23 protein-coding genes are annotated in these 20,836 nt (G+C 68.2%); 11 read left to right on the plus strand and 12 right to left on the minus strand.

Annotated features, from left to right (window positions below):
• The first annotated feature begins 200 nt into the window (after positions 1-200).
• Positions 201-974, plus strand: coding sequence for a motility protein A (locus tag GGR33_RS05715; protein WP_183502796.1), 774 nt, complete (start codon positions 201-203; stop codon positions 972-974).
• Between the two features lie 236 nt (positions 975-1,210).
• On the opposite strand, the gene GGR33_RS05720 is transcribed toward GGR33_RS05715, so the two are convergent.
• The 5 genes from GGR33_RS05720 to GGR33_RS05740 all read right to left on the minus strand — a co-directional run bounded on the left by GGR33_RS05720 (position 1,211) and on the right by GGR33_RS05740 (position 5,860).
• A complete protein-coding gene (locus tag GGR33_RS05720) occupies positions 1,211-2,467 on the minus strand; it encodes an NAD(P)/FAD-dependent oxidoreductase (protein WP_183502798.1) in 1,257 nt (418 codons plus the stop codon).
• Entirely contained in the window at positions 2,464-2,634 is a 171-nt protein-coding gene (locus GGR33_RS26390) for a c-type cytochrome (RefSeq protein ID WP_246412863.1), read from the minus strand. Before GGR33_RS26390 ends, GGR33_RS05720 begins: the two co-directional genes overlap by 4 nt.
• Before the next feature lie 264 nt (positions 2,635-2,898).
• Complete coding sequence (locus GGR33_RS05730) at positions 2,899-3,393, minus strand: CAP domain-containing protein (protein WP_183503549.1); 495 nt, start codon at positions 3,391-3,393, stop codon at positions 2,899-2,901.
• A 125-nt stretch (positions 3,394-3,518) separates the two neighbouring features.
• Positions 3,519-4,475 (minus strand): ornithine carbamoyltransferase, encoded by a 957-nt coding sequence (gene argF / locus GGR33_RS05735; protein ID WP_183502802.1) that lies wholly within the window; start codon positions 4,473-4,475, stop codon positions 3,519-3,521.
• A 152-nt stretch (positions 4,476-4,627) separates the two neighbouring features.
• On the minus strand, positions 4,628-5,860 hold the full coding sequence (locus GGR33_RS05740) for an aspartate aminotransferase family protein (RefSeq protein WP_183502803.1): 1,233 nt from the start codon (positions 5,858-5,860) through the stop codon (positions 4,628-4,630).
• A gap of 175 nt (positions 5,861-6,035) precedes the next feature.
• Between GGR33_RS05740 and GGR33_RS05745 the strand changes: the two genes are divergently transcribed.
• Both GGR33_RS05745 and GGR33_RS05750 read left to right on the plus strand, forming a co-directional pair.
• Positions 6,036-6,509 carry a RidA family protein gene (locus GGR33_RS05745; protein ID WP_183502805.1) on the plus strand — a complete coding sequence of 158 codons (474 nt, stop codon included), beginning with the start codon at positions 6,036-6,038 and terminating at the stop codon, positions 6,507-6,509.
• 2 nt (positions 6,510-6,511) lie between these two features.
• Positions 6,512-7,258, plus strand: a complete 747-nt coding sequence (locus tag GGR33_RS05750; protein WP_183502807.1) for a glycerophosphodiester phosphodiesterase family protein — start codon at positions 6,512-6,514, stop codon at positions 7,256-7,258.
• Positions 7,259-7,333: 75 nt separating this feature from the next.
• Here the strand turns inward: GGR33_RS05750 and GGR33_RS05755 are convergent, their stop codons facing one another.
• From GGR33_RS05755 to GGR33_RS05765, 3 genes are all read right to left on the minus strand, one after another.
• The gene (locus tag GGR33_RS05755) at positions 7,334-7,777 is read right to left on the minus strand and encodes a CsbD family protein (protein WP_183502809.1); all 444 of its coding nucleotides are present in this window, start codon (positions 7,775-7,777) and stop codon (positions 7,334-7,336) included.
• Positions 7,778-7,911: 134 nt separating this feature from the next.
• Complete coding sequence (locus tag GGR33_RS26215; protein WP_183502811.1) at positions 7,912-9,189, minus strand: DUF5666 domain-containing protein; 1,278 nt, start codon at positions 9,187-9,189, stop codon at positions 7,912-7,914.
• A 12-nt stretch (positions 9,190-9,201) separates the two neighbouring features.
• Positions 9,202-10,074 (minus strand): DUF6502 family protein, encoded by an 873-nt coding sequence (locus GGR33_RS05765; RefSeq protein ID WP_246412864.1) that lies wholly within the window; start codon positions 10,072-10,074, stop codon positions 9,202-9,204.
• Positions 10,075-10,515: 441 nt separating this feature from the next.
• Here GGR33_RS05765 and GGR33_RS05770 point away from each other — a divergent pair, with 441 nt between their 5' ends.
• The 4 genes from GGR33_RS05770 (at position 10,516) to ybgC (ending at position 12,712) form a co-directional block, all read left to right on the plus strand.
• A complete protein-coding gene (locus GGR33_RS05770) occupies positions 10,516-10,695 on the plus strand; it encodes a hypothetical protein (RefSeq protein WP_183503630.1) in 180 nt (59 codons plus the stop codon).
• A 74-nt stretch (positions 10,696-10,769) separates the two neighbouring features.
• A complete protein-coding gene (locus GGR33_RS05775) occupies positions 10,770-11,504 on the plus strand; it encodes an outer membrane protein (RefSeq protein ID WP_183502813.1) in 735 nt (244 codons plus the stop codon).
• Between the two features lie 151 nt (positions 11,505-11,655).
• The gene (locus GGR33_RS05780; protein WP_183502815.1) at positions 11,656-12,096 is read left to right on the plus strand and encodes a phospholipase A2 family protein; all 441 of its coding nucleotides are present in this window, start codon (positions 11,656-11,658) and stop codon (positions 12,094-12,096) included.
• Between the two features lie 169 nt (positions 12,097-12,265).
• Positions 12,266-12,712: a tol-pal system-associated acyl-CoA thioesterase gene (gene ybgC, locus GGR33_RS05785; RefSeq protein ID WP_284211275.1), complete on the plus strand. Its 447-nt coding sequence runs from the start codon at positions 12,266-12,268 to the stop codon at positions 12,710-12,712.
• 1 nt (position 12,713) lies between these two features.
• Here the strand turns inward: ybgC and GGR33_RS05790 are convergent, their stop codons facing one another.
• Both GGR33_RS05790 and GGR33_RS05795 read right to left on the minus strand, forming a co-directional pair.
• Positions 12,714-13,331, minus strand: a complete 618-nt coding sequence (locus GGR33_RS05790; RefSeq protein ID WP_183502817.1) for a glutathione S-transferase family protein — start codon at positions 13,329-13,331, stop codon at positions 12,714-12,716.
• Between the two features lie 93 nt (positions 13,332-13,424).
• Positions 13,425-14,069 (minus strand): helix-turn-helix transcriptional regulator, encoded by a 645-nt coding sequence (locus tag GGR33_RS05795; RefSeq protein ID WP_425488746.1) that lies wholly within the window; start codon positions 14,067-14,069, stop codon positions 13,425-13,427.
• A 315-nt stretch (positions 14,070-14,384) separates the two neighbouring features.
• Between GGR33_RS05795 and tolQ the strand changes: the two genes are divergently transcribed.
• The 4 genes from tolQ (at position 14,385) to tolB (ending at position 18,267) form a co-directional block, all read left to right on the plus strand.
• On the plus strand, positions 14,385-15,110 hold the full coding sequence (gene tolQ, locus GGR33_RS05800; RefSeq protein ID WP_183502819.1) for a protein TolQ: 726 nt from the start codon (positions 14,385-14,387) through the stop codon (positions 15,108-15,110).
• A gap of 28 nt (positions 15,111-15,138) precedes the next feature.
• Complete coding sequence (locus tag GGR33_RS05805; RefSeq protein ID WP_147044772.1) at positions 15,139-15,582, plus strand: ExbD/TolR family protein; 444 nt, start codon at positions 15,139-15,141, stop codon at positions 15,580-15,582.
• A gap of 15 nt (positions 15,583-15,597) precedes the next feature.
• Positions 15,598-16,866 (plus strand): cell envelope integrity protein TolA, encoded by a 1,269-nt coding sequence (gene tolA / locus GGR33_RS05810; RefSeq protein ID WP_183502821.1) that lies wholly within the window; start codon positions 15,598-15,600, stop codon positions 16,864-16,866.
• A 75-nt stretch (positions 16,867-16,941) separates the two neighbouring features.
• Positions 16,942-18,267 carry a Tol-Pal system beta propeller repeat protein TolB gene (tolB, locus tag GGR33_RS05815; protein ID WP_183502823.1) on the plus strand — a complete coding sequence of 442 codons (1,326 nt, stop codon included), beginning with the start codon at positions 16,942-16,944 and terminating at the stop codon, positions 18,265-18,267.
• Positions 18,268-18,310: 43 nt separating this feature from the next.
• Here the strand turns inward: tolB and GGR33_RS05820 are convergent, their stop codons facing one another.
• Both GGR33_RS05820 and GGR33_RS05825 read right to left on the minus strand, forming a co-directional pair.
• Positions 18,311-19,540 (minus strand): MFS transporter, encoded by a 1,230-nt coding sequence (locus GGR33_RS05820; RefSeq protein WP_183502825.1) that lies wholly within the window; start codon positions 19,538-19,540, stop codon positions 18,311-18,313.
• Between the two features lie 17 nt (positions 19,541-19,557).
• Positions 19,558-20,787: an MFS transporter gene (locus GGR33_RS05825; RefSeq protein ID WP_183502827.1), complete on the minus strand. Its 1,230-nt coding sequence runs from the start codon at positions 20,785-20,787 to the stop codon at positions 19,558-19,560.
• Between the last annotated feature and the right edge of the window lie 49 nt (positions 20,788-20,836).

The raw sequence follows: 20,836 nt of genomic DNA on the forward strand, positions 1-20,836 counted from the left end.
GTTTCCCCGCCACTGTGCGATCGGGGCTCTGACGGCCCTTATCGCATCGTGACGAAGGGCTTATCGCAATTCGAGGCTGAACGCTGCATGAGCCGGGGAATGATTTCCGCTTCAGCTTTTACGGTTCGTTCATTGTGTTTTTTTAGACTTGAGGCACTCCTCTGCGGGAATGCGCGGAGCCAAGGGCCGAGCGTCGCGTCATGGATTTCGCAACCGGCATCGGTCTGCTCGGCGGCTTCTGCGTCGTCTTCACGCTGATCATGATCGATGGCGGCGATTTCGGCGCCTACTACGACAAGCATGCCCTCATCGTGACCTTCGGCGGCGCCACCATGGCGACGATGATGCGCTTTCCTTTCTCGACCATCCTGCACGGGGTGCCGATGGGCCTGCGCTTCGCCTTCACCATGCGCGCCAGCAAGCCGCGCGAATTGATCGAAGAGATCACCAAGATCGCCGAAGTCGTGCGCAAGTCCGGCCCGATCGCGCTCGAGTCGATGGAGATCTCCGATCCATTTCTCGCGCAGGGCGCCCGCTACATCGCCGACGGGTACGACCGCGAGTTCATCCGCGACGCGATGGAGCGCGAGCGCGACAATTTCCTCATGCATCTCGACGAAGGCTCGAAGATCTATCGCGCCTTCGGCGATTGCGCGCCGGCCTGGGGCATGATCGGCACCATCCTCGGCACGGTGACGATGTTCGCCCAAATGTCCGACCTCTCGAAGCTCGGCCCGGCCATGGCGACTGCGCTGCTCGCGACGCTCTACGGCGTTCTGATCGCGAACATGGTCGCCCTGCCGCTCGCCGACAAACTCCGCCTCAAGCTCGAGGAGGAGGACGTGTCGCGCTCGCTCATCATCGACGGCATCCTGCTGATCCGCGACCAGAAGAGCGCCACGCTGGTGCGCGAAATGCTGATCGCCTACCTGCCGCACAACCGCCGCGACGAGCTCACCGCCGGGGCGACGTGATCGGAGGAGGCAGGCAAGGCCGACACCGAGCCGATGTTTCCCGACTATCCCTACCTCTTCTCCAATCGCCGCGTGACGGTGACGCTCCTCTCCGAAGCGCCGCCAACGCCGGCCGGCAAGGGACTGCCTTAGGCGGGTCCTGTGCGCCTCGACGGTTACCGTTCGATCGCAGCCGGTGCCGCGGGTTATCCCCTCCCCTTTGCGGGGAGGGGAGTGCCCACTCGAACGAACCGGTATCAGCCGAACAGCTCGCGGGTGATCGTGCGGTACCAGGCTGCGCCGAGCACGGCTTCCTTCGCCCGGATTTCGGGCGCGGCATCGTCGGGGCTCAGTCCGCCGGCTCCCGGCACGGAGACCAACGCATCCCATTCGGGCGCATAAACCCCGGCGACGGAGAAGGCATAGTCGGGCGCGGCGAGGCTGTAGCAGACGTTGATCAGCCGCGGCTCGTCGGGTTTTCGCCCCGCGAGGAGGTCGGAAATCGCCTGGGCGCAGACCTTCCCTTGAGCGTTCGCCGAGAAGGCGGATTTCGGCATCGCCCCGGCCGCCGAGGCATCGCCAAGCACGTGGATGCCCGGCACGCGGATCGACTCGAAGGTCACCGGATCGATGCGGCACCAGCCATAGGCATCCGCGAGACCAGCCTGGAAGCAGAGCTCCGGCGCGCGCTGGGGCGGGATCACGTTCGCGACCGCCGGAACGAACCGGCCGCCCTCGGCCTCGAGGACCATCGCTCCAGCCTCGACCCGTTTCAGGCTGCCACCCTTCGAGGCCGACACCCATTCGAGATGTTCGGGATAGAGGGTCTTCCAGGCGGTCTCGAATAGCGGCTGCTTCGAATATCTGTCCTTCGCATCGAGCACGATCACCTTCGAGCGCGGCTTATGCGTCTTCAGGTAGTGCGCGATCAGGCTCGCCCGCTCGTAGGGGCCGGGCGGGCAGCGATAGGGCATGGCCGGCACCGAAATGACGACGAGGCCGCCATCCTCCATTGCCGCGATCTGGCGCATCAGGAGGCTGGTCTGCGTCCCGGCCTTCCAGGCATGCGGCATCGCCAGGCTCGCCGCCTCGTCGTAGCCGGGGATCGCGTCGAAGCGCATCGCGACGCCCGGCGAGACCACGAGCCGGTCGTACGTGAGGCTGCCGCCGCTCGTGAGCCGAACCCGCCGGGCCTGCGCCTCGATGGCCGTCACCGTGTCCTGCACCACCGTGACGCCGGCGCGTACTACGCCCGCGTAGTCGAAGGTCACGTCCGAAATCGGCATCATCCCCGCGATGACGGCATTGCTCGACGGGCAGGACGTGTAGGTTGCCGAGGGCTCGACCAGCGTCACGCCGAGGCCGAGCCGAACCAGCTCGCGCGCCACCGTCACGCCGCCATAGCCGCCGCCGACCACCACGATCGCGGGCTTGCCCTGCGCCAGGGCCGGGGCGGCGAGCGCCGTCGCGGTCAATCCGCCGAGAACCTGGCGGCGGTTGGCGCGGTCGCTCACGGCGCGGACTGCCGGTCGCGTCCGAGGAAGGCTGCGATTGCGCGCGCCTCGCCCGGTGAGAAACCCTTGGCAATGCGCGGCATGATTGTTCCACCGCGTGTGCCCGAGCGGAAGGCAGCCATGGCCGCTTCGATCTCGGAGACGGTGAAGCCGGTCAAAGCGGGCATCTCGGTCGAACCGGCGCTGTGACAGCCCGAGCAGGAAGAGGCTCCGGCCGGTAGACGCTCGGCCGCGACTGCGCTCCAGCTTGTCACGGCCGCAAGCACAAGCGCTGGCATTCGCCATCGAAGGATCGACACGTCGACCGACACGCGTTCCACCATACTCATCCTACTAGTTGGTAGAATGCGAACGCTGGTTGTGCAAGTCGGATCGCGTCCCCGAACGCCGTCGTTCGGAGGCCGCCCAGCAATGGCGGGCGATGGGCGTTCCTACTTGGCGACCAGAAGCGCCCAGTACACCTTGTACTTGGAGCCCGGCGCATAGGCCGTGGCGATCCCCATTCGGGTCGCGTCGGCGGAGAGCATCACTGCGTTGTGCGGAGGGCTGTCGCGCCAGCCGGAAAAGGCTTCGGCCAGGGTATGATAGCCGGCCGAGAGGTTCGCGCCGGGCGAGGCGTAGCCGAGGCGGCCGATCGCTGCCGACACGGTACGGCTCTGGCTCGGCTTGTCGGCGACCGCCATGGCGGCGGCCTCCGTCTCCGCGAGCTTCTGCAGTTCCGGATCGACCGTGAGCGCCGCCTCGCCGCGGCCCTTGCGATAGGCCGAGATCATGTCGCGAGCCGCCGCGGTGTCCACTGACGCACTCGCCGTGGTGAGCGGAAGATACAGGCTCGGCAGCCCAGTATTGGCCTGCATGTCGCCGGCGCAGCCCGACAGCAGGCCGGCGACGAGACCGAAGCCGGTCGCGGCGGCGATGCAGCGCATGAGACGGCGCTCGGTCACGGCTTCAATGCTCCACGGGTACCGCGCTGGAAATGGGACTCCAGCGTGGCCGTCTCAAGTGGCCTGGCGTACGCGGCAGTGGATGAACGCCCTCGCGATTCCTCGGCTCAGGCGAGGCCGGGCGCCTCCAGGCACCAGGCCAGGATGCCCTTCTGCGCGTGCAGCCGGTTTTCGGCCTCGTCGAAGATCACCGATTGCGGGCCGTCGATCACCTCCGCGGTGACCTCCTCGCCGCGGTGGGCCGGCAGGCAATGCATGAAGATCGCGTCCTTCGCGGCGGCCGCCATCAGGCCGGCATCGACCCGGTAGGGCGAGAGCAGGTTGTGCCGATAATGCTCGTCATCGTCGCCCATCGAGACCCAGCAATCGGTGACGACGGCATCTGCGCCGTCGACCGCCTCGTAGGCGTCGGTGGTGGCGTTGACCCGCGCGCCCTCGCGCTTGGCCCAATCGACCAGCGAGGACGGCATCGCCAGTTCGGGAGGCGCTGCGACGTTGAGGGTGAAGTCGAAGCGCGCCGCGGCGTGCACCCAGCTCGCCAGCACGTTGTTGGCATCGCCCGACCAGGCCACCGTGCGGCCCTTGATCGACCCGCGATGCTCCTCGAAGGTCAGCACGTCGGCCATGATCTGGCACGGATGCGAGACCTTGGTGAGCGCGTTGATCACTGGCACCGAGGCGTTCTCGGCAAGTTCGGCCATCAGCCCATGGTCGAGGATGCGGATCATGATCGCATCGACGTAGCGCGAGAGCACGCGGGCGGTGTCGGCGACGGTCTCGCCGCGGCCGAGCTGCATCTCCTTGCCGGTCAGCATCAGAGTCTCGCCGCCGAGCTCGCGCATGGCGATGTCGAAGGAGACGCGGGTCCGGGTCGAGGGCCGGTCGAACACCATGGCGAGCTGGCGCCCGGTCAGGGGGCGATCCTCGGCGAGACGGCCCTTGCGGCGCGCGCTCTTCATGCTGGCGCTGGCATCGATGATGCGGCGCAGGTCGGCTCCAGAGAAATCCTTGAGGTCGAGGAAGTGGCGGATGTCCCGTCCCGCCCCGTTCGCAGTCGCGGCCATGATGTCGTGCTTCGCTTGTCGTTCGCCAGATCATGCTGCGTTTCGACCGCCTCGGTCAAAACGCTGAAATCATGATCGCTTCAATCAGTTAGAACATGCTTGGTGCGAAAAACCGTGTCCACTGTTTCGCAGCATGCTCTCGGTTGCCGGGCTCAGGCCGCTCCGCGGACCTGCGCCTCGATGGTACTCGCGGCGGCATCCAGGCGGTCGACCGCCTGGGCCACGTCGTCTTCCGTGATGATCAGTGGAGGCAACAGACGCACCACGTTGTCGCCGGCCGGGATCACGAGCAGTTTCTGCGCGCGGGCGGCTGCCGCGAAATCGGTATTGAGTACGTTGAGCTTGAGCCCGAGCATCAGCCCCTGGCCACGGATTTCGGTGAAGACCCGCGGGTGCCGGTCGACCAGCTCGGCGAGCCGCTGCTTCAGGTGCAGCGAGACCTGCTGGACGCGCTCCAGGAAACCGTCGGCGAGGATCACGTCGAGCACGGCGTTGCCCACTGCCATCGCCAGCGGATTGCCGCCGAAGGTGGTGCCGTGCGTGCCGGCGGTGAGGCCGCGTGCGGCCTCGGCCGTCGCGAGGCAGACGCCGATCGGAAAACCGCCGCCGATGCCCTTGGCCACGGACATGATGTCCGGCGTGACACCGCTCCACTCGTACGCGAAGAACCGGCCCGTGCGCCCGACGCCGGTCTGGATCTCGTCGAAGATCAGCAGCAGGCCGTGCTCGTCGCAGATCGCGCGCAGGCGACGCAGGATCTCGGCATCAACGTTGCGCACGCCGCCCTCTCCCTGGATCGGCTCGATCATCAGGGCGGCCGTCTCCGGTCCGATCGTGCTGGCGAGCGCCTCGAAATCGCCGAGAGGCACCTGATCGAATCCGTCGACCTTCGGGCCGAAGCCCTCGATGTATTTCGCCTGTCCGCCGGCCGCGATCGTCGCCAGGGTGCGGCCGTGGAAGGCGCCCTCGAAGGTGATGATCCGGTAGCGCTCGGGATGGCCGCCCGCCGCGTGATACTTGCGCGCCATCTTGATGGCGGCCTCATTGGCCTCGGCTCCGGAATTGGCGAAGAAGGCGACGTCCGCGAAAGTCGCGTCGACCAGCCGCTGGCCGAGCCTCTCGCCCTGCGGGATCTGGTACAGGTTCGAGGTGTGCCAGATCTTCTGCGCCTGGGCAGTCAGCGCCTCGACGAGATGCGGATGCGCATGGCCGAGCCCGTTCACCGCGATGCCGGCGCCGAAATCCAGATATCGCTCGCCGGTCTCCGCCACGAGCCAAGCGCCCTCGCCGCGCTCGAAGGCGAGCGGCGCGCGGTTATAGGTCGAGACGAGTGCGGAGTGGGACGCCAATGGGCTCTCCGTGACGAGGCCGCGCGATGCGGCCATTCCAAAAGAAAGTGCCGCCTCGGAAACGGGCGGCACGCGCGCGATTACTATGACATGCGCCCTGCGTGTCAATTGTGACAGTCCGTGACGAGGCTTCTCGTCGATCGGCTTGCACAGAGCCGGCGCCCTGTGCTCAGACCGCCCGAAGACTCAAGCATCAGCGGGGACACGGCCCATGAGTTCGGTCAAGGAACGTCTCGAGAAGCTCGGCATCACCTTGCCGAAGGCGGCGGCACCAGTCGCGAACTACGTGCCGTTCGTGCGCACCGGCAACCTCGTGGTGATCTCCGGCCAGATCTGTTTCGGCCCCGACGGCAAGCTCGCCGAGGTCCACAAAGGTAAGCTCGGCGCCGAGGTCTCGGCCGAAGCCGGCATCGCCGCTGCGCGGCTCTGCGCGCTCAACGTGCTCGCCCAGGTCCAGGCCGCCATCGGCGATCTCGACCACGGCGTCGTGCAATGCGTGCGTCTCGGCGGATTCATCAACGCCGTGCCGAGCTTCGCCGGCCTCGCGCCCATCATGAACGGCGCATCGGACCTGATGGTCGAGATCCTCGGCGATCGCGGCCGCCATGCCCGCTCGACCGTCGGCGTCGCCGAGCTGCCGCTCGATGCGGCCGTCGAAGTCGAGGCGATGTTCGAAGTGCACTGAGCATGGCCGCGCCGGGCTGGCTGATCGAACGGCCGATCGCCCATCGCGGGCTGCATGACCGCACGGCCGGCATCCCCGAGAACACGATCGCCGCGGCGCAAGCCGCCATCGCCGGCGGCTATGCCATCGAATGCGACGTGCAGCCGAGCCTCGATGGCGAGGCCATGGTGTTCCACGACGACGCGCTGGGGCGCCTGACCAAGGCGAGCGAACCGACGGCCTCGCGCAATGCCGCCGATCTCTCGACGCTCGCCATCGCGGGCACGGCGGAACGTATCCCGACCTTGCCCGACTTCCTGCGGGTGATCGCTGGGCGGACACCACTGATCATCGAGGTGAAGACGCAGTTCGACGACGACCAGCGGCTCGCTCGCCGCGTCGCCGAGGTCGTCGCGGGCTATCAGGGGCCGGTGGCGCTGAAATCCTTCGATCCGCGCATCGTCGGCGCATTGGCCGAGTTGGCCAAGGGCGTGCCGCGCGGGATCGTCGGCGAGAGCAGCCAGGATGATCCGTCCTATGGGCGGCTCAGCGCGGCCCAGCGTTTCGGGCTCGCCAACCTGCTTCACCTGGAGGACACCCGGCCGGATTTCCTGTCCTGGCGCGTCGACGACCTCCCGGGGGGCGTGCCCTATCTTTGCCGCCACCTCGGTCGGATGCCGGTGATGACCTGGACGGTGCGCACCGACGATCAGCGCAAGAACGCGGCAGCCCATGCCGACCAGATGGTGTTCGAGGGCTTTCGGCCGTAGCGCCTTGCCACCTCCCCACAGCACGAAAAAACCCCGCCGCCGGGCTCGGCGACGGGGCTTGGTTCGGGCGGCCGCTCAGCGGCGGCTGTGCAGCAGCAGGGCGAGGCCGTAGCCGACGGCGCCGGCGATCAGCAGCGCGACCATCGGATTCTCCTCGACTCGCGCAGTCACCGCCCGATGCCCATCGCGGACATAGTCGCCGCTCCGGTCATAGGCGTCGCGCGCATAGTCGCTGCCGCGGTCATAAGCATCGCGCGCGTAATCAGCACCGCGATCATAGGCGTCCCGGGCATATTGGGTGCCGCGATCGTAGGCGTCGTTCGCGTAATCGCTGGCATCGTCGGCGACGTCGCGCGCCTTGTCCTTGGCCTCGCCATAGGTCTGCTGAGCCTTGCCCTGCACGTCGCGGTAGCGGCCCTCGAGCGAGTCCCGCGACGAGCCAACGGCATCGCCGATCGCGCTCTGGACCTTGCCGCCAAGCTCCTTGGCGCCGCCGATGACGCGATCCGTATCAACCATTGTCCATACTCCTCGAAACGGGTGCCATCCGCCCGGCGCGATGAGCCGCGCGGCGGGTGGATCGATCACAGAACGCCCGAAACCCGATTGTGTCCCGAGTTGCGGCGAATTTCTCGCCGCGGCCTGACGACCGCTCAGCGACCGCCCCGGCCCGGACCGCCGCCGAATCCACCGAGGCCTCCGCCACCGAGCCCACCGCCCGGACCACCACCGCCGAGCCCGCCCCCTCCTAGGCCTCCGCCGCCACCGAGACCGGGCCGGCCACCGCCAAAGCCGCCATCGCCTCCCCCGCCGAATCCGGGGACGGGGCGCGTGTCGATCCGGAGACCATCCCTGCCCGGCAGTCCATCGAGGCCGCTGCGGCCGGGGTTGCCCGGGATCGGGTTGCTGGATCCGGGATCGAAGCCGCCTCGGCCGGGAAGCTGGCTCCTGCCGGGTCCGAAACCGTTCGGGCGCTCGCCCCCGAGCCCCCTGCGACCGCCCGCATCGTCGCGGCCCTGGATGCGCAGCGAATCGGCGTTCAGCCGTCCGTCCGCCGCCACGGCGCTGGTGATCACGGCTCGGGCTCCGCTCGCGACCGAGAGACCTGAGGCGTTCGCCAGCCGCAGCCCCGAGCCGAGGTGGAGACCATCGCCCTGCCGCACGACGTAGCCCTCGATCGAAGCGCGCCCGAGTCCCGCGGCGAACGGCCGGCTGACGTCCCGCGCGGTGGAGACCGCGAGGCCGCCGGATGCCGGCTCGCCCTCGACCGCGGCGCGGCGACCGACGAGCCCTGCCTTCAGCCCGTCGAGCTTCAACCTGCCGATCATGGGCGCTCCGTTGGGGCCCTTGCGGACCGGTCCGGCGACGAGGGCCGGCCCCGCCGGCCGCGACTCGATCAGGCTCGCGACGATGGTGCCGTCACTCCGGCGCAACCCGCTGACGGCGACGCGGTCCCCGACCTTCCAGGCGGATCCCTTGGAGGAGGACACCGACTGCCCGAGCACGGTCATGCGCCCTCTGGCGACGGCCTCGACCGGGCCGACCACCTCGCTGGTGACGTCGATCCGGTGCGTCGAGAGCGCGCCCTCCCCGCCTTGCGCCACCACCCGCACAACATGCCCGATCTTCAGGTCCGAGACCCGCGCCGGCACGCCGTCGATACGGACGGCAACGTCGCGCGGATAGGCGATGCGCAGGTCGTTGACGACGATGGAGCCGAAGCGCCGGATCGTGCCGATCACGCCCGTCCCGCCGATGCCGCGGTCGCCGCCGGGCAGTTCGTCCTCGGACGGCCGCGCGCCGGTGCCCCCGATGCCGCGATCGCCCGGATCGACCTGCGCCCGCGGCATCCGCACCGAGGCGAGCAGCAGCGGCAGGCCGCCGAGCAGCCCGAGGAACCTACGTCGCCGCGGGGAGAAAGCGTCGCTCATGAGCGCCTCCCCTTAGGCGTCTGCGGCGGGGGCCGAAGGCGCGCTCGCGGGCGGCGTGTCCTCGCGATACACGTAGATGCCGAAGTTCCAGCGATGCGATCCGCCGGGATCGCCGATGCAGGCCTCGTGCGCCTCGGCATTCGCCTGCCTCAAAGCATCCATCGCGATCTCGCGCGCCCTCGCCTCCAGCCTCTCGGCCAGTGCCTGGGAGAGGCCGTCGTAATGCACGGCCCGCTCCAGGAAGCGCGGCTCCTCGCCCACGATGTTCTCGACTGCGGCGGCAACGTGGTCGTGGAGGTTGCGACCGAAATAATAGAGCTGCGGCTCGCCGCCGCCGCGCGGCAGGTAGGCGGCCTCGCGCAGTACCACCCGGCCCTGCTCGTCGAGCGCGGCGAGCCCACGGTCGAGCCACTCGTCGAGGACGGCACGCGGCCGCACGTCCCGCGTCACGCCGGCCACCAATGACTCAAAGGACGGCGCTTCGTCCTCGCTCGCTCGGGGAAGCGGTAGGGGCCGTCCCTGCGCATCGGTGAATTCGGGCGCCGCGACCCAGCGCGCGATGATCCGGCTCGTGCGCGAGACCACGCCCGGCACCTGGCTCACCGGCGCACCGGCTCCGCGCAACCGCCTGACCTCCTTGCGGTGAATCCCGGTGAGAAGGCTGACGCGGCTATCCGTCTGCTCCTTGCCGGCCAAGGCGAAATCGTACTCGGCAACGTTCACGTAGAGTTCGCGCAGCAGGTTGGTCAGAGCCGGAAAGGTGATGCCGCGCGCCACGAACAGCCGGACCAGCGGCCGCAGCAGGCGGGCCACCGGCGCGTGCAGGGCTGCGGCCTGCGGCGAGGCGGCATCTGAGATTTCGGGCATGTCGGGCGGCACGGACATGACCACAGATGTACTCGGAGGCGCGTGGGACACAATCCCACAATGTGCGCTTCAACACCTCACACCGCAGATTTCGAATTGACGTGGGAATTTTGCACACGTAGCTTTTGCGTGTTCAAATTTCCCATGGACACGAAACATGACCGAGGTTCGAGCTGCCCACCTGTCAACTGACGAACCCCTCTCGGTGCGTCGGCCCCCGGCATCCCTCGCCGACGTTTCGCTCCACCCCTTTCGCCGCGGCCTGCTCTTCTTGGCCGCGCTGTCCTTGCCCGTCATTGGATGCGCACTCGCCGACCGGTTCCACGGCAACGCATCCGATCCGGCGCAAGTCGCCGCCGTCCTGCGCACCCCCCCTCGAAGTGGGACGGCGGCGAACCCTTCGAGCGCGATGACGCTCCGCTTCGCCCCTGCGAAGTTCGGCCAGAGCCTGAGCACGCGATGAGCAGCCTCACTCTACTGGCTCGCCCCGGCCCCCTTTTCGGCCGGCCAGTGCTTGACCACCCCGAAGAGGCGATGCCTCGCGAGCGCGACCCGTGCGGTGGGGAGCACGTCATCGACTTTGCCCTGTGCCTCGTGATCGCCGCCGCCACGGTGGGCCTGATGCTCCTGGCACTCTGAAAGTTTTCGGCGCCCCGGCGCCGATCGATCCGGCCCCCGACGCGAAAAGGGCCGACGTCACGAAAGAGAGCGACATGAACGGAAAACTGCTCGCCGCCGCCCTGTGCGTCGGCACCTTGGCTGCTGTCTCAGCCCAGGCTGCGGACTTGCCCAGGCGGGCCGCCCCGCCCCCGCCGCTGCCGATCCCGCCCGTCTTCACCTGGACCGGCATCTATGTCGGCGTGAACGCCGGCTACGGTTTCACCTCCGGCTCGTCGAGCTTCACCGACCCGACCTACGGGACGGTCACGGGCGGCGGCAATCGAGGCGGCTTCGTCGGCGGCGGCCAGCTCGGCTACAACTATCAGTTCACGCCCGGCTCCGGATTCGTGATCGGCATCGAGACGGACATCCAGGGGGCAGCCTTCTCGCGCGGCAATACCGCGATCGGCACGACGCCGTACTACAACGTCTCGCCTTCGCTCGATTATCTCGGCACGGTACGCGGCCGTCTCGGCTACGCCTTCGACCGCTGGCTGGTCTACGGCACCGGCGGTCTCGCCTATGGCGGTGGAAGCCTGCCCTCCAGCGCCAGCGCATATCCCTACACGCTGCCGGACACCTCGCGCATCGGTTACGCGGTCGGCGGCGGCGTCGAATACGCGCTGACCGACCACGTCTCGGTCAAGGTCGAGGGGCTCTACGTCAACCTCGGCAAGGGCACGCCGGGCTCGACCTACTACGACGCCACGACGCCGGCCTATTACGGCACCGGCCGCTCCGATTCCGGCTTCGGGCTCGCCCGCGCCGGGCTGAACTACCGCTTCTGAGCGCAGGAGAAGCTCCCCGGCCAGGGGGGAACCGTGAAGGACCGTGACCGTTCTGAACCTTCGAGGCGGGACAGTTTCTGCGTGTCCGCGTGCGTCACGACGTTCGCCGGATGCGTGGGAATGAAAACTTCCTTCGATCGAGGAGAACGACGTGGCCTTCATCCCCCTGCGTAGCGCGAGCCGGCGTTTCGCCATGGTGCTCGCACTCTCGTCGGCGTTTGCCGGCACGGCGACCCTGCCGTCCCTTGCTCAGGACCTGCCCAGGTTCGAGACGCCCGACATCGACACACCCGATGTGGACGAGCCCTCGTTGGACCTTCCGGACACCAAGGGCGCCCTCGTCTTCCACGGTAATTACTGCGGCCCGGGCAGCCGCGGCGTGGGCCGGCCTCCGGTCGACGCCCTCGACGAGGCCTGCATGCATCACGATACCTGCTCGCCGAAGGCTGGAACTGGACTACCGTCGTGCGGCTGCAACGCCCGGCTCGCCCGCGAGGCGAGTCTCGTCGCGCAGAGCCCGCGCACCGACGACGAGCAGCGCGTCGCGGCCGAGTTCGTCGCGGCCGGCGCGAAGGTCCTGGCCTGCCGTTGATTGCGAGATGAGACGGCTGCCGGGTCTAATCTTCGCTCGAAGCCCAGCCCGGCAGCCGGACAGCAACTCGCCCCTGGCTTTTGCGCCCGCGGCCTCGGAATGTTAGCTCGCCCCATGACTTGGCGGAGCCAACCGACTCCGTGACCGGACTGCTCGGGCGGGAGGCTGCGTGACGACGAACCCCATCGGCGGAGCGCTGAGCGGCGGCGTCCACCGGCTGCCCGTGCGGGTCTATTACGAAGACACCGACTTTTCCGGCTTCGTTTACCACGCCAGCTACCTGCGCTTCATGGAACGCGGGCGCACGGAGCTGTTGCGCTCCCTCGCTGGTGACCAATCGGATCTGCATCGCGACGCGCGCGGCCTGGTCTTCGTCGTGCGGAAGATGACGCTCGACTTCTTGAAGCCCGCGCGCATGGACGACCTGCTCGACGTTCTCACCTGGTCCAGCGAGCTGAAGGGCGCCTCCATGCACCTCGCCCAGGAGGTGCGCCGAGGGGACGAGGTGCTGATGAAGGCGGACGTCGTGGTCGCCTGCGTCCGCGAGGGTCGGGCGATCCGGCTCCCGGATTCGCTCCGACACTCGCTGACACGCTCGGTTCCCGGAGCCGTTTAGATCACGCGGCTTCCGCCGCGCTCTCCGCCAGGTCCTCGCCGATCGTGCGGTGGAAAGCCGAGCGCCGGCTGACGCGATCGAGATAGCCACGCAGGACCGGCGTCTCCGGGATCACCTTCAAAATGTCGAGCCCCCAGTACAACGCGCTCCCGAGCGCGACGTCGGCGGCCGTGAAGCTTTCGCCGGTGATGTAGGGGCTCGCGGCCAGCGTCCGCTCCACATGAGCCAGGGCGTCGTCGAACGTGCCGAAGGCGACGCCGCGTGGCTCATACTGCCAGCGGTTCATGTGCGCGGTGATGGCCGGATCGAGCACGGCGTCGACATAGGTGAGCCAGCTCAGATACGGGCCACGCCTGCGATCCCCGACGGGCGGTGCCATGCCTGCATCGGGAAAGGCATCGCAGAGGTGGATCGCAATGGCCGCCCGCTCGGTGACGGTGATGCCGTCATGGACGATCGCCGGCACCTTTCCGTGCGCCTGGATCGACCGGTAGCTCACCGGCACGCCGCCGGCTGCGCGGATGTCGACGATGCGGGTCTCGAACGGGATGCCGAGCTCGGCCAGCAGCCAATGGATGGCCGAGGAACGCGAATGCGGAGCGTGAAAAAACGTGAGCATGACCTGATCCCCTATCTCGAAGTCCAGGGCCGGTCTGTGCTGCCGGGCCGTCTGGAGTGAGGAGAGGGTGCAGTGGCCTTGCGTCAGTTTCTGTCAGGAGCCTCGCGCCAGGGTCTGTGCCGGCCTCATCTCCTTGCGCCACGCCTTCACCAGCGCCGCCCGTCGCGTCGGGTAGCGCTCGCCCGTCAGGGACAGCGCGCCGATATTCTCGGCGTGGAAATGCCGAAAGGCGGTGCGCAACTCGCACCAGGCCGAGAACAACCGCTTGCGGTCGTAGAAGGCCATGCCGATCGGCCAGACCGTCCGCTCGGTCATCGCACCGGCCGCGTCGCGGTAGGTGATGAACAGCTTTTCCTCCCGCCGAATCGCCTCGCGCAAGGCCTTCAGCACGGGCGTATGATCGATCTCCGCCTGAGGCAGCGCGGCCCAGAGGCCGGTCTCGGCTAGGGCCTCGCGCTGGTCGGACGGCGTCGCCATGGCGATCTTGGCGATGGCGTTGGTGGCCGCCTTGGCGAGGACGGAATCGGCCTGCCGTTCGACCCAGCGCGCGCCCAGCACCAGCGCCTCGCGTTCGTCCTCGTCGAACATCAGCGGCGGCAGGAAGAAGCCGGAGCGGAGTACATAGCCCATGCCGGCCTCGCCCTCGACCGGGGCGCCGAGCCCGCTCAACGTGGCGATGTCGCGGTAGATCGTCCGCTCCGAGACGGACAGCTCCTCGGCGAGCACGGCGGCGGTCACCGGGCGGCGGCGACGACGCAGGGCATCGATCAGAGAGAACAGGCGGTCGGTGCGACTCAGTGGATCATCTCCCGAACATCGATCAGCCTCACGATAGCCGAGATCGACAACCAATCCTTAACCTTGATGCGCGCCTAAACTAGCTCGCGAAAAGCTCGCAACGATCGTGCGGCGGCTGGACAAGCTCGGCCCTTACTTTCGACAGATTCGAGAGCGATTTGCTTTGATATCGCTCAAGGATTCGGCGAGAGCGCGGGCCCAGCCGGGATGCCGCAGGAATCGCTGCGCCCCAGGGCCATTCGGGATCCGACGACGATGAATCCAGCCGATGCCATGCAGGCGGCCCAAGCCGCTCCCGTCGTGGACATGAGCCTGTTCGGCTTGTTCTGGCAGGCCCATTTCGTCGTGAAGATCGTGATGGTCGGCCTGCTCAGCGCCTCGATCTGGTGCTGGTCGATCATCGTCGACAAGACCCTGCTCTTCCGCCGCACCGATGCCGAGATGGATGCCTTCGAGGAGGCGTTCTGGTCCGGCCGCTCGCTGGAAGAACTCTACCGCTCCTACAACGACCGTCCGGCCACGGGCCTCGCCGCCGTCTTCGTCGCCGCGATGCGCGAGTGGAAGCGTTCGTTCGAGGGCTCGGGCCGTCAGGTGCAGTCGCTCAGCCAGCGCATCGAGAAGCAGCTCGACGTCACCATTCATCGCGAGGTCGAGCGGCTCGAATCGCGCCTTCTGTTTCTCGCCTCGATCGGCTCGGCCGGCCCGTATATCGGCCTGTTCGGCACGGTCTGGGGTATCATGACCGCCTTCACCTCGATCGCGGCCTCGAAGAACACCTCGCTCGCCGTCGTGGCTCCGGGCATCGCCGAGGCTCTGTTCGCCACCGCCATCGGCTTGTTCGCGGCGATCCCCGCCGTGCTCGCCTACAACAAGCTCCAGGCCTCGGTATCCAAATCGCAGTCGCGTCTCGAAGGCTTCGCCGACGAGTTCTCGGCCATCCTCTCGCGCCAGATCGATGAGCGCCTCTCGCTCGCCGCCTGATCAGGAAGCCGAAGCAGGATCACGCACGATGGGCATGAGCCACGGAGCGGCACAGGGCGGCAAGCGGCGCCGGCGCGGCAAGCGCGGCGGAGGCCCGATCAACGAGATCAACATGACGCCGTTCATCGACGTCGTGCTCGTGCTGCTGATCATCTTCATGGTGGCCGCGCCGATGATGACGGTGGGCGTGCCGCTCGACCTGCCCCAATCCAAGGCGAGCCCGCTCAATTCCGACGTGAAGCCGATCACCCTGTCGATCCGCCAGACCGGACAGATCTTCCTCGGCGAGGCGGAGCTGAAGGACGACGACATCGTCCCGCACCTCATGCAGGAGGCCAAGGCCGGCACCGAGGACCGCGTCTTCGTGCGCGGCGACAAGCGCGTCGATTATGGCCGCGTCGCGCAGGTGATGGCGATCGTCACCGGCGGCGGCTTCAAGAAGGTGGCGCTCGTCACCGAACCGGACAATTGAGAGGGCGCTGAGACCGTGCGCTTTCCCAAGCTCAGCTTCGACAAGAGCGAACCCGGTGTATGGGTTTCCGCCGGCACGCATGTGGCGCTGCTGTCGCTCGCGCTGTTCGCGGTAGCGGCTCCCGCCCTGCCGAACGCCGACGAGGGCGTGCCGGTCGAGGTGCTCACCGAGCAGCAATTCTCCGAGCTCACCCGCGGCGAGCGCAACGCCGACAAGCCGCAGGAAAAGCCAAACAAGGCCGACCGCGTTGCCGACAAGGTCGAGGAGCGCGAGCCCGAGAACGCCAAGGTCGACACGCCGGCCCCGCCGACGCGTACCGCCGAGATGAAGCTCGCTTCGGTCGACGAGATCCCCCTGCGCGCCGATACGCCCGACCCCGCCAAGGAAGAAGCTGCGGCCGCTGCCGCGAAGGCGGCTCAGGCCAAGGCCGAAGCCGAGAAGGCCGCCGCCGCCAAGGCCGAAGCAAAGGCAAAGGCCGAGGCTGCCGCCAAGGCCGAGAAGGCCGAGGCCGCCAAGCGCGAGGAACTCCAAAAACTCGTCGAGCGCGAGGAAGCCGAGGCCGCCGCGAAGGAAGCCGCCAAGAAGGCCTCCGAGGCCAAGGCGAAAGCCGAGGCAAAGGCCAAGGCTGAGGCGAAAGCCAAGGCGGACGCCGAGGCCAAGGCAGAGGCTGAAGCCGAGAAGAAACTCGCGGAAGCCAAGGCGAAGGCCGAGGCCGATGCGAAAGCCAAGACCGAGGCGACCGCGAAGGCGGAAGCTGCTGCGAAGGCCAAGGCAAAGGCCATGGCCGAGGCGAAGGCCAAGGCGGATGCCGAGGCCAAGGCCAAGAAGCAGGCCGAGCTCGCGAACAAGTACAGCCCCGGCGACATCCGCCAGCTCCTCGCCAACAAGGCGCCCTCGCAATCGACCGGCTCGACGGGCCGGGAGGTCCAGCGCACGGCGTCGCTGGGCACCTCGACGGGCAATGCGCAGAAGCTTTCGCCGTCGATGCGCGATGCCCTCGTCGGCATGCTGCAGCAGCAGATCGAGCGCTGCTACTCGGCGCCCCCCGGCGCGACGCAGGGCATCATCCTGCCGATGCTCGACATCAAGCTGAACCCGGATGGGTCGCTGACCAGCGAGCCGCGGATCATGCGCGGTGGCGCGAGTGGGGTCGACCAGTCGATCGCCCAGGCCGCCCTACGCGCGGTGCGTCGCTGCGCGCCGTATAAGATTCCGTCGCAATTCGCGCCGTATTACAACGACTGGAAGGCCATCAACGCGGAGTTCGAGTTCTCGCGGGTGTGAGAACCGAGCTTCTCTTCTCCCTTGTGGGAAGGGAAGAGCGCGAGCCCGAAGCCTCAGCCTTTTCGGAACTGACTCATGACGACTTTGACCCTCACCCGGCGCTCCCTGGCCGCCGCCTTCACCGCGCTCGGGCTGATGCTCGCCGCCGCCGCACCGGCCCATGCCCAGCTTCAGCTGCGCATCGGCGGCGGTGCGTTCCAGCCGCTGCCCATCGCCATCGTCGATTTCGCGGGTGATCCGAGCCTCGGTTCGCTGATGTCGAGCGTGGTGACGAACAATCTGCGCCGCTCGGGCTATTTCACGCCGCTGGAGAAGTCGCGCTTCCCCGAGACCCCGAGCTTCGACGCCGCTCCGAATTTCGACAAGTGGCGCGGCACCGGCGTCCAGGCGCTCGTGACCGGCCGCGTCGGCCGCGGCGGCGATGGCAAGCTCAAGGTCGAGTTCCGGCTCTGGGACGTGACCTCCGGGCAGCAGGTCACCGGCCAGCAATACGGCACCGATCCGGGCAATGCCCGCCGCGCCGGCCACCTGATCTCGGACGTGGTCTACACCAAGATCACCGGCATCGGCGGCTTCTTCGACAGCCGCGTCGCCTTCGTCGACGAGTCGGGTCCGAAGGAGCACCGCCGCAAGCGCCTGATGGTGATGGATCAGGATGGCGCCAACGTTCGCGCGCTGACCAGCGGCGACGTCTCGGTGGTGGCGCCGCGCTATTCGCCGGCCGGCCAGGACATCGCCTTCATGACCCAGGCCTCGGGCCAGCAGCCGCGCGTGCAGATGATCGACCTCGAGAGCGGCACTCGCCAGACGGTCGGCAGCTTCGAATCGATGAGCACCAGCCCGCGCTTCTCGCCGGACGGCCGTCGCCTCGTGATGAGCGTCCAGCAGGGCGGCAACGCCGACATCGTCACCGTCGACATCGCCACGAAGGCGCAGCGACCGGTGACGCAGGGCCTCGCCATCGACACCTCCCCGACCTACTCGCCGGACGGCAGCCAGATCGTGTTCGAATCCGACCGCGGCGGCTCGCAACAGATCTACGTGATGGGCGCGGACGGCTCGAACGCCCACCGCATCTCGTTCGGCGAAGGCTCGGCCTCGCAGCCGGCTTGGTCGCCGAAGGGCGACCTCATCGCCTTCACCCGCCAGCGCAAGGGCGGCTTCGCGATCTGCGTGATGCGGACCGACGGCTCGGGCGAGCGCGTGCTGACCGAAGGCTTCCACAACGAGGGCCCGACCTTCGCGCCGAACGGACAGTACGTGATGTTCTTCCGCGATCCGGGCGGCCAGGGCGGCGGCAAGCTCTACATGGTCGACATCACCGGCCGCGTGGAGAACCCGGTGCCGACGCCGTCCTACGCCTCGGACCCGACCTGGTCGCCGCTGCTGGGGGGACGGTAGACTTTACCGCAGTTCTCGTCCGTCGTGCTCTGCAAGCCTGCGATCAGCCCTGCATCAACTGATCACGCGACCTAAGCGCGGGAAAGAAGCGCGCCCAAGCGATCGCCACCAGTACCGTCGCAACACCTCCAGTCGCCACGGCCGGGACGGCGCCGACGAGGGCGGCGAGCGTGCCCGATTCGAACTCGCCGAGTTCGTTCGAGGCACCGATGAACACCGTGTTCACCGCCGCGACGCGGCCGCGCATCGCATCCGGGGTCTCGCCCTGGACCAGGCTCTGGCGCACGTAGACCGAGATCATGTCGGCAACGCCGACCACGAACAGCGCCGCCATCGAGACGAACAGGTTGGTCGAGAGACCGAAGACAATCGTGGCGAGTCCGAACGCCGCGACAGCAATGAGAAGCCGCTTCCCGGCTTGACGGCGCAGGGGAACCCAAGCGAGCACGATCGCCGTGGCGACGGCGCCCGCCGCCGGCATGCTGCGCAACACGCCGAGCCCGAGCGGGCCGACGTGTAGCACTTGCGCTGCGAAGACCGGCAGCAGGGCGGTCGCGCCGCCAAACAGAACAGCGAACAGATCGAGGCTGATCGCGCCGAGGACGACAGGCTGCGAGCGGATGTAGGACAGGCCGGCCGAGAGCGCAGCCCAAGTCACGCGCGGGCGCTCCGTCAGCGGCTCCGGGCGATGGCGCACGGCCGCGATCAGACAAGAGGCGAGCGCGAACGTCGCCGCACCCGTGCCGAACACCACGGCCGGTCCGAGGACGTAGAGCATGCCGCCGATCGCGGGGCCGGCGACGGAGGAACTCTGCCAGATCGAAGCGTTCCAGGCGACCGCCGAGCCGAATTGCTCACGCGACACCAGCGTCGGCAGAAGCGCCTGCTGTGCCGGATTGGCGAAGGCGCGCCCGATGCCCGTGCCGATGACGAGGCCGTAGATAGGCCAGACCACCTGCGACCCGATGACGGCGCTCGCGAAAAGGCCAAGCGCAGCGAGGCTGAGGACCGCGTAAGCCATCGCGGCGACCAGGCGACGGTCTCGCGTGTCGGCGACGTGGCCCGCGAACAGGGCCGACACCATGGCGGGCAGGAAGGCGGCAAGCCCGACGAGGCCAAGCGCCAAGGTGCTCTTCGTCAAATCGTAGACGTACCAGCCGATCGCCACCGCCTGCATCTGATAGCCGAGCCCGGTCAGGAAGCGGGCACCGATGAGCAGACGGACGTCGCGGTTGCGCAGGACGGCCCAACCGCCGGGATCAGGGACGAGCATGGCGGAGACACAAACCCCTACATTGCCATCAGGCGATCCCGCGCGCGGAGCGCGGGAAACAGGCGCCCCCAGCAGGCCGCGACCAGCACGGTCGCGACGCCGCCGGCCACCACGGCGGGCGCCGCGCCGATCAGGGCTGCGAGCGTGCCGGATTCGAATTCGCCGAGCTGGTTCGAGGCGCCGATGAAGACGGATTCCACCGCGGAGACGCGCCCGCGCATCGCGTCCGGCGTCTCGCCCTGGACGACGCTCGATCGGACATAGACCGAAACCATGTCGGCGGCGCCTGCCACGAGCAGGCTCGCCATCGACAGCCAGAGGCTGTGTGAGAGCCCGAAGACGATGGTGGCGACCCCGAACAGGGCGACCGCCTGGAGAAGCCGCGGTCCGGCCCTGCGGGTCAGCGGCCGGTATGCGAGCCAGATCGCAGTGATCACCGCGCCGAATGCCGGCATGCTGCGCAACGCACCGAGTCCGAGCGGGCCGACATGCAGGGTCTCGGCGGCGAAGATCGGCAGCAAGGCAGTGGCGCCGCCGAGTAAAACCGCGACGAGATCGAGGCTGATCGCACCGAGCACGACCGGCTGCGAACGGATGTATGAGAGCCCGGCGGACAGACTCGCCCAGGTGATCGGCGCGCGCGCGCTCTTCGGCTCGGGCCGGAACCGGATCGCCAGGATGAGGATGCTGCCGAGCGCGTAGATGCCAGTCGTTACGCCGAACACGGTCTTGGCACCGAGGATGTAGAGCACGCCACCGAGCGCCGGCCCGAGCACGGATGCACTCTGCCAGCACGACGAGATCCAGACCACGGCCGTACCGAACTGCTCGCGCGGCACCAGAGTCGGCAGAAGCGCCGAAAGGGCGGGGCTGGCGAAGGCGCGGCCGATCCCCATGACCACGACGAGGGCGTAGATCGGCCAGACGGACTGCATGCCCTGGAGCGCGAAGACGAAGAGGCCAGCCTGGGCGAGCGTCGCCACGCCCCAGGCGCCAGCGGCCACGAGCCGCCGATCGTAGGTATCCGCGACATGGCCGGTGATCGGCGCGGCCAGGATCGCCGGCAGGAAGGCCGCGAGCCCGACGAGGCCGAGGGCGAAGGCGCTCTTCGTGAGGTCGTAGACGAACCAGGCCACCGCCACGACCTGCATCTCGCTGGCGAGGCTGGTGAGGAAGCGCGCTGCGCCGAACAGCCGGAAATCGCCGTTTCGGACGAGCGCCCAGCCGACGGAAGGAGGCTTGGCCATCGTGTGCCGGCTTGCAATGCGGTGGCCGCTGGCGTCAACCGCGTTCGGG

This window comes from Methylobacterium brachythecii (genome assembly GCF_014196345.1).
Classification (GTDB): domain Bacteria; phylum Pseudomonadota; class Alphaproteobacteria; order Rhizobiales; family Beijerinckiaceae; genus Methylobacterium; species Methylobacterium brachythecii.

Coding starts and splice junctions, on each gene's coding strand:
- GGR33_RS05715 (WP_183502796.1), top strand. CDS start 201: ATGGATTTCGCAACCGGCATCGGTCTGCTCGGCGGCTTCTGCGTCGTC.
- GGR33_RS26390 (WP_246412863.1), bottom strand. CDS start 2,634: ATGCCCGCTTTGACCGGCTTCACCGTCTCCGAGATCGAAGCGGCCATG.
- GGR33_RS05730 (WP_183503549.1), bottom strand. CDS start 3,393: ATGCGCTGCATCGCCGCCGCGACCGGCTTCGGTCTCGTCGCCGGCCTG.
- argF (WP_183502802.1), bottom strand. CDS start 4,475: ATGGCCGCGACTGCGAACGGGGCGGGACGGGACATCCGCCACTTCCTC.
- GGR33_RS05740 (WP_183502803.1), bottom strand. CDS start 5,860: ATGGCCGCATCGCGCGGCCTCGTCACGGAGAGCCCATTGGCGTCCCAC.
- GGR33_RS05745 (WP_183502805.1), top strand. CDS start 6,036: ATGAGTTCGGTCAAGGAACGTCTCGAGAAGCTCGGCATCACCTTGCCG.
- GGR33_RS05750 (WP_183502807.1), top strand. CDS start 6,512: ATGGCCGCGCCGGGCTGGCTGATCGAACGGCCGATCGCCCATCGCGGG.
- GGR33_RS05755 (WP_183502809.1), bottom strand. CDS start 7,777: ATGGTTGATACGGATCGCGTCATCGGCGGCGCCAAGGAGCTTGGCGGC.
- GGR33_RS26215 (WP_183502811.1), bottom strand. CDS start 9,189: ATGAGCGACGCTTTCTCCCCGCGGCGACGTAGGTTCCTCGGGCTGCTC.
- GGR33_RS05765 (WP_246412864.1), bottom strand. CDS start 10,074: ATGTCCGTGCCGCCCGACATGCCCGAAATCTCAGATGCCGCCTCGCCG.
- GGR33_RS05770 (WP_183503630.1), top strand. CDS start 10,516: ATGAGCAGCCTCACTCTACTGGCTCGCCCCGGCCCCCTTTTCGGCCGG.
- GGR33_RS05775 (WP_183502813.1), top strand. CDS start 10,770: ATGAACGGAAAACTGCTCGCCGCCGCCCTGTGCGTCGGCACCTTGGCT.
- GGR33_RS05790 (WP_183502817.1), bottom strand. CDS start 13,331: ATGCTCACGTTTTTTCACGCTCCGCATTCGCGTTCCTCGGCCATCCAT.
- tolQ (WP_183502819.1), top strand. CDS start 14,385: ATGAATCCAGCCGATGCCATGCAGGCGGCCCAAGCCGCTCCCGTCGTG.
- GGR33_RS05805 (WP_147044772.1), top strand. CDS start 15,139: ATGGGCATGAGCCACGGAGCGGCACAGGGCGGCAAGCGGCGCCGGCGC.
- tolB (WP_183502823.1), top strand. CDS start 16,942: ATGACGACTTTGACCCTCACCCGGCGCTCCCTGGCCGCCGCCTTCACC.
- GGR33_RS05820 (WP_183502825.1), bottom strand. CDS start 19,540: ATGCTCGTCCCTGATCCCGGCGGTTGGGCCGTCCTGCGCAACCGCGAC.
- GGR33_RS05825 (WP_183502827.1), bottom strand. CDS start 20,787: ATGGCCAAGCCTCCTTCCGTCGGCTGGGCGCTCGTCCGAAACGGCGAT.